Origin of the sequence: Stenotrophomonas sp. HMWF003 (assembly GCF_003061285.1) — a bacterium.
GTDB lineage: Bacteria > Pseudomonadota > Gammaproteobacteria > Xanthomonadales > Xanthomonadaceae > Stenotrophomonas > Stenotrophomonas maltophilia_AP.
In genome coordinates, this window is sequence record NZ_QAIW01000071.1 from 1 (window position 1) to 6,467 (window position 6,467).

Here is a 6,467-nt window from a genome sequence, read left to right on the forward strand (position 1 = left end):
GCTTCGACCCTTTCGCGGTTGTGGTCCACGGTCTGGCGCTGCTGTGCGACGGCACTGTCCAGGCGGTCCAGGAACGCGCGCCGGTTGAGCAGCTGGGCCGGGCTGGTGGCCGCCATCTGCGCGTTGGCGTACTCGTCGGCGTAACGGCGCAGCTCGTCCAGGCGCGACAGGTGGGTGTCGAGCGTGCGCTGGCGTTCGGCCAGGTCACGGGCGACCTCGTCTTCGTGGTCCTGGGCTCGCTTGAGCAGGGGATCGAAACGCTTGGACTGGATCATGGCTTAGCTCTCAGGTTCCACCAGGCGCTTGAGTGCGGCCTGGCTGTGCGGCAGGTCGGCGGCCTTGCCGACGTCCTGGCCGAGGAATTCGGCGATGTCCGACCAGCGCTCCAGCGCTTCGTCGGTGGCCGGATCGTTGCCGCGCTGGTAGGCGCCGATCGCGATCAGGTCGCGGTTGGACGAGTACGCCGAGACCAGCCGCTTGAGCTTGCGGATGCGCAGGCGCCACGGTTCGTCGGCAATTTCAGTGACCACGCGGCTGACCGACGATTCGACGTCGATGGCCGGGTACAGGCCGCTGTCGGCGACCCGGCGCGACAGCAGGATGTGGCCGTCGAGAATCGCGCGGGCGGCGTCGGCGATGGGATCCTGCGGATCGTCGCCCTCGGTCAGCACGGTGTAGAAGGCGGTGATCGACCCCCGGCCCTTGGCCCCGTTGCCGGCGCGTTCTACCAGCGCCGGCAGCTTGGCGAACACCGACGGCGGGTAGCCGCGGGTGGTGGGCGGCTCGCCGACCGACAGGCCAATCTCACGCTGGGCCTGCGCGAAGCGGGTCAGCGAGTCCATCAGCAGCAGCACGTTCAGGCCCTGGTCGCGGAACCATTCGGCAATGGCGGTGGCGCGGTAGGCGCCGTGCAGGCGGGCCAGCGGCGGGCGGTCGGCCGGGCTGGCCACCACCACGGCGCGGCGCAGGCCTTCTTCGCCGAGGGTGCTTTCAACGAAGTCGCGCACTTCGCGGCCACGTTCACCGATCAGGCCCACCACGATCACGTCGGCGGCGGTGTAGCGGGTCATCATGCCGAGCAGGGTGGATTTACCCACGCCCGAGCCGGCGAACAGGCCGACACGCTGGCCACGGCCGATCGGCAGCAGCGCGTTGATCGCGCGCACGCCCACGTCCAGCGGCTGGGTGATCGGTTCGCGGGCAAGCGGATTGATCGACACCCCGGCCATGCTCACGGTGCCTTCGGCGCGGATCGGGCCCTTGCCGTCCAGCGGCACGCCATCGCTGTCGATGACCCGGCCAAGCAGGCCTTCGCCCACTTCCACGCCGCCGCGGCCCAGTACCGGCACCACCCGCGCGTTCGGCAGCAGGCCGTGCAGTTCGGCGCTGGGCATCAGGTAGGTGCGTTCGCCGGCAAAGCCGACCACTTCGGCATCCACCCAGCCGCCGTCGGCGACTTCCACCTTGCAGCTGGCGCCCATCGGCGATTCGCAGCCCACCGCTTCCAGGGTGAGCCCGACCGCGCGGCGCAGCACGCCTTCGCGGATCAGGCCACGGCCGTGGTTGCCGTCGGGCTGGATGCTGTCCAGGCGCGCGGCCAGGCGCAGGTTGCGCGCGGGCGCCCACTCGGCGGCCGGGACGGGCAGGGGGTCGGTGTTCATGCACTGGCTCCGGATTTGCGCAGCACCGCATCCAGCGCGCCACGCAGGCGGGCTTCCAGGGTGCCGTCGATGCGCACCGCTTCGGCGTGCACGCGCAGGTCGCCGCGGCTCAGGCTGACGTCGGGGGTGAGGCGCTGGGTGGGCGACAGCTGCAGCAGCGGGGTGAGCGCGGCGATGTCGTCCGGATGCAGGCGCACTTCGACCTCGCGGTTGGCGCCGCCGACCGCGTCGACGGCCTCGCCCACCAGCTGCGCGAGCAGCGCCGGGTCGGCCTGGTACGCACGCCCGACCAGGGTGCCGGCGATGCGCACCGCCAGCTCGCCGAGCGCGGCCACCACTTCATTCTCCAGCCGCACCAGCGGCCGGCTGAAGTTGTCCAGGATGCCTTCGATCTGCGCGACCAGGCGGCGCACTTCGGCCTGGCCCTGCGCCTGGCCGTCGGCATGGCCGCGGTCGAAGCCGTCTTTCTCGGCGGCGTCCTGGATCTGCTGGATTTCCTCCAGCGTGGGCAGCTGCAGCAGCGGTTCCGGTTCGTGCTCCGGGTCCGGTTCGGTGAGTTCGAAACTCTCCTCCACCGGTGCCGGTTCGGGCACCGCCAGCAGGTCCGGGGCAAGCCAGCGCACGGCGTTGTTCACAGCATCGCCTCCGCGTTGCCACCAATGGTGACGGTGCCTTCATCGGCCATGCGCTTGACGATGGCGAGGATCTCGCGCTGCGCCACTTCCACGTCGGACAGGCGCACCGGACCGCGTGCCTCCATGTCTTCGAGCAGGATCTCGGCGGCGCGCTGGGACATGTTGCGGGTGATCTTGTCGCGCACCTTGATGTCCGCGCCGCGCAGGGCCAGGCCCAGGCGTTCGCCGCTGACTTCGCGCAGCACCAGCTGCAGTTCGCGGTCGTCCAGGTCCACCAGGTCGTCGAACACGAACATCAGGTCCTGGATGCGCCCGCTCAGCGGGGCGTCGATGCGGGCGATCTCGCCCAGGATCGCCTGGTCCTGGCCGCTGTCCATGAAGTTCAGGATGTTGGCCGCGCACTGCACGCCGCCGATGTTGGACGACTTCAGGTTCTGGTTGCCGGCGAACTGGCGCTCCATGATTTCATTGAGCTCGTTCAGCGCGTTCGGCGGAATGCCGTCCAGGGTGGCGATGCGCAGCAGCACGTCCACCCGGGTACGCTCGGGCAGCAGCTTGAGCGCGTCGGCGGCCTGGTCGGTTTCCAGGTGGGCCATCACGATGGCAATGATCTGCGGGTGTTCGTTGCGGACCAGGTCGGCCACCGCACGCGGGTCCATCCACTTCAGCGCGTCCAGGCCGGTGGTGTTGCGGCCGAGCAGGATGCGGTCGATCAGGTTGCCGGCCTTCTCGCTGCCCAGCGCCTGCACCAGCATGTTGCGGATGTAGTCGTCCGAGCCCACGCCCAGCGAGGTCTTGGAACCCAGTTCGGAACTGAACTGGTCCATCACCCCTTCGACCTGGGCACGGGTGATGTCGGTCATGGTGGCCATGGCGATGCCGATCTTCTGCACCTCCTTGGGCTCCATGTGGCGCAGCACTTCAGCTGCGTCCAGTTCACCCAGCGACAGCAGCAGCACGGCGGCGCGTTGTACGCCGCTCAGCGGCGCAGTGGTGGCGTCAGTCATTGGCCACCCACCCCTTGACCACCTGGGCCACACGCTTGGAATCGGTCTTTACAGCTTCACGCGCCATGCGCAGTCGTTCCTCGTAGGAGTCCACCGGCAGCGCCAGGGTTTCATGTCCGGCCGCGTTCAGGCGTTCGCTGCCCAGCGCGGGCAGGCCTTCGCCATCGTCGACCAGCTGTACATCGGCACTGTGCGGTTCCAGTGCCTCGTCGCTGTCTTTCTTGTTCTGGCCGGTGATCGAGCGCAGCGCCGGGCGCAGTACGCCGAACACCAGCGCCAGCACCACGATCGCGCCGAGCAGCAGCCTGAGGGCGTCCTGCACCTGCGGCAGTTCCCACCACTTGGGGCCTTCGACCGGAGCGACTTCACGCACGAACGGGGCATTCATCACCGACACGGTGTCGCCGCGTTCGGCATCGAAGCCGACCGCCTGCTTGACCAGGGCTTCAACCCGGGTCAGTTCGGCCGCCGACAGGGCCTGCTCGGTGGTCTTGCCGTTGGCGCCGGCACGCGGCACGTTGTCCACCAGCACCGCCACCGACACGCGCTTGATGCGCCCAGCCGGCTGACGGGTGTGCTGCAGCGTGCGGTCCAGCTCGTAGTTGCGGGTGGCGTTCTTGGAGGTTTCGGTCGGCGCGGCGGCGGTGGCCGGCGCGGCGGCCGGGCCGGGGGGCGTATTGCTGGCCGCACCGGGCACGCCCTGCGGGCCGGGCACGTTGCTGCTGTTCTCGCTCATCTGCTCGCTGCGCAGCTTCTGCGGCTCGCCGTTGTACAGCTCACGGGCTTCTTCGATGACCGAGAAGTCCATGTCCACGCTGGTTTCCGGATTGACCCGGCCCGGACCGGTCATCGGTTCCAGCAGTTCGCGGATGCGCTGGTTGAACGAGGTTTCCTGGCGGCGCACCTGTTCGAACTGCGCGGCATTCATCGCCGCATCGCTGTTGGGGTCGGACACGCTGAGCATGCGCCCGCTCTGGTCCACCACGGTGACGCGTTCGGGAGTCAGGTCGGGAATGCTGGCGGCCACCATGTGCACGATGGCATCGATCTGGCCGCGTTCCAGCTGCTGGCCACCGCGCAGTTCCAGCACCACCGAGGCACTGGCCACGTCACGCTGGCGGGTGAAGGCGCTGGGCTTGGGAATGGCCAGGTGCACGCGCGAATCGCGCACCGGGCGCAGCGTGTTGATGGTGCGCGACAGCTCGGTTTCCAGCGAATGCTGGTAGCGGGCGTTTTCCATGAACTGGCTGACGCCGAAGCCCGGATCGCGTTCCATCAGCTCGAAGCCGAGCCTGCCGCTGTCGGTCAGGCCCGAGCCGGCCAGCTTCAGGCGGGCGTCGTGCAGGTTCTTTTCCGGCACGGTGATGCCACCGGTGGCCGGGTCCAGCTCGAACGGAATCTGCGCAGCGCGCAGCAGGTCGGTGGCTTCGGCGGTGGCCTTCTGGTCCAGGCCGGTGTACAGCGGCACCATGCCCGGCTTCTGCGACCAGAAGAACACGAACAGACCTGCCGCCACGGCCACGGCGATCATCGCCATCAGTCCGAGCCGACGGGTGATCTGCAGGCTTTGCAGCCGGTCGAACCACTGGCCCGCCTTTTCGGCGTTCAGGGATTCCTTGGAGAGCGACAGGGCCATGCGTTTCTATCCTTACAGCGGCATGTTCATCACGTCCTGGTAAGCCTGGACGAGACGGTTACGGACTTCCACGGTGGCGCGGAAGGCGATCTGGGACTGCTGCGAGGCGACCATCACCTTGGCAAGGTCGGCACCGGGTTCGCCCAGTTCGAAGGCCTTGGCCAGGGCGCCGGATTTCTGCTGGGCATCGTTGACGCCGGCAATGGCGCCACGCAGGGTTTCGGTGAAGCTCGGGCCCTGCACTTCCTGGGGAGACACAAGGCCCTGGATGGCATTGTTCTTCGGCGCCTCCGTCAGCGGGCTGACGGCGGACTGCCCCATCTGGGTCTGGAAGGAGCGGATCTGGGAAAGGACGGAGGTGACGGAGTGCGACATCTGGAACGTTCCGAAGCTGGGATGGGGTTTCGAGTGAATACGTTGCAAGTGGCGTGCCGAAACCGTTTATCGGTTCAGTTTTGTTGGTGGCACAAGGGTTTGCGTGTTCACGGGGTGACGGCGGGCGAGGCGGCCGGCGGGGCCGCGCGACGGAATGTTGCTGCGGCGGTGTGACGCGGCGCGCGTGCCGGAGCGCCGGCGTCGGAAAACCGGCGGGGTGTTGTGCAGCCACCCGTGGGGTGGCTCTACCGTCGTGCAGCCACCCATGGGGTGGCTCTACAGGGCGGGGTCTGGGTTGTGCAGCCACCCGTGGGGTGGCTCTACCGTTGTCGTGCGGGCGCCCTTGGGGCGGTATCGGGGTAGAGCCACCCCATGGGTGGCTGCGCTTGTCAGGGCGTCAGCGTCCAGCGGCCGCTGTTCTGGCGGCGGGCCGGGGCGATCGGGCCGGCGTGCTGGGTGAAGACGAACATGCCTTCGTTGTCGGTGAGGCAGGTGAGCAGCAGGGTGTATGCGGCGGTACCGCCCGGGAAGGCTTCGCGCATCCGGATTTCACCGAGGTGCGGGGCATGGCGCTGGTAGCGGTAGCTACCCTGTACGTGGACCGGGGTGCCGAGGATGTCGAGCACGTACTGGTCGGCCGCGAAGGACACCTGCACCATCCGCCCGGCGTTCGGATTGTCGGGGCGATAGAGCGGATCGGCGACGTTGATGAACTGACGCGCGTCGAGCGTGACGGGCAGGGTGCAGGCAGGGCTGGCCAGGGCGGTGGCGGGCAGCAGGCCCAGGCTGAGCAGCATGGGGAACAGGCGCATCGGATGACCTCCAGCGGGATGTGTCTTCGATGCTAGTCAGCGCCTGGCGTGTGTCTGTAGGAAAACGTGCAATCGCAGGGCAGGCCAATGCCGGTTCGGGCCGCCACAACGACAAAGCCCGGGGCAGGCCCGGGCTTCTGCGTCATTCAAGAGGCGGTCGAATCAACCGGCCAGTTGCTCCTGGTCGCGCTCGATACCGTACTTGCGCAGCTTTTCCACCAGGGTGGTGCGGCGCAGGCCAAGCAGCTGGGCGGCGTGGGCGACCACGCCCTGGGTGCGTTCCAGAGCTTCGTTGATGAGGTTCAACTCGATGTTGGCCATGTGGTTGCGCAGGTCCAGGC

8 protein-coding genes are annotated in these 6,467 nt (G+C 68.2%); all 8 read right to left on the reverse strand.

The window, feature by feature from the left end:
• A partial coding sequence (gene fliJ / locus DBR34_RS02700) for a flagellar export protein FliJ (protein WP_128095589.1) occupies window positions 1-275 on the reverse strand: 275 nt, incomplete at its 3' end.
• Between the two features lie 3 nt (window positions 276-278).
• On the reverse strand, window positions 279-1,661 hold the full coding sequence (locus tag DBR34_RS02705) for a FliI/YscN family ATPase (RefSeq protein WP_128095590.1): 1,383 nt from the start codon (window positions 1,659-1,661) through the stop codon (window positions 279-281).
• Window positions 1,658-2,263 (reverse strand): FliH/SctL family protein, encoded by a 606-nt coding sequence (locus DBR34_RS02710; protein WP_181393880.1) that lies wholly within the window; start codon window positions 2,261-2,263, stop codon window positions 1,658-1,660. The genes DBR34_RS02705 and DBR34_RS02710 overlap by 4 nt, the downstream gene beginning before the upstream one ends.
• A gap of 29 nt (window positions 2,264-2,292) precedes the next feature.
• A complete protein-coding gene (fliG, locus tag DBR34_RS02715) occupies window positions 2,293-3,279 on the reverse strand; it encodes a flagellar motor switch protein FliG (RefSeq protein WP_038692227.1) in 987 nt (328 codons plus the stop codon).
• Window positions 3,280-3,295: 16 nt separating this feature from the next.
• Window positions 3,296-4,939, reverse strand: a complete 1,644-nt coding sequence (gene fliF / locus DBR34_RS02720; protein ID WP_128095591.1) for a flagellar basal-body MS-ring/collar protein FliF — start codon at window positions 4,937-4,939, stop codon at window positions 3,296-3,298.
• A 12-nt stretch (window positions 4,940-4,951) separates the two neighbouring features.
• On the reverse strand, window positions 4,952-5,314 hold the full coding sequence (fliE, locus tag DBR34_RS02725; RefSeq protein WP_038688468.1) for a flagellar hook-basal body complex protein FliE: 363 nt from the start codon (window positions 5,312-5,314) through the stop codon (window positions 4,952-4,954).
• Between the two features lie 389 nt (window positions 5,315-5,703).
• Entirely contained in the window at window positions 5,704-6,126 is a 423-nt protein-coding gene (locus DBR34_RS02730; protein WP_128095592.1) for a hypothetical protein, read from the reverse strand.
• Between the two features lie 162 nt (window positions 6,127-6,288).
• The coding region (locus tag DBR34_RS02735) for a helix-turn-helix domain-containing protein (RefSeq protein ID WP_308812507.1) at window positions 6,289-6,467 on the reverse strand (179 nt) is incomplete at its 5' end.

Excerpts from the sequence above, each read along its gene's own strand:
- DBR34_RS02705 (WP_128095590.1), bottom strand. The coding sequence starts at position 1,661 with ATGAACACCGACCCCCTGCCCGTCCCGGCCGCCGAGTGGGCGCCCGCG.
- fliF (WP_128095591.1), bottom strand. The coding sequence starts at position 4,939 with ATGGCCCTGTCGCTCTCCAAGGAATCCCTGAACGCCGAAAAGGCGGGC.
- fliE (WP_038688468.1), bottom strand. The coding sequence starts at position 5,314 with ATGTCGCACTCCGTCACCTCCGTCCTTTCCCAGATCCGCTCCTTCCAG.
- DBR34_RS02730 (WP_128095592.1), bottom strand. The coding sequence starts at position 6,126 with ATGCGCCTGTTCCCCATGCTGCTCAGCCTGGGCCTGCTGCCCGCCACC.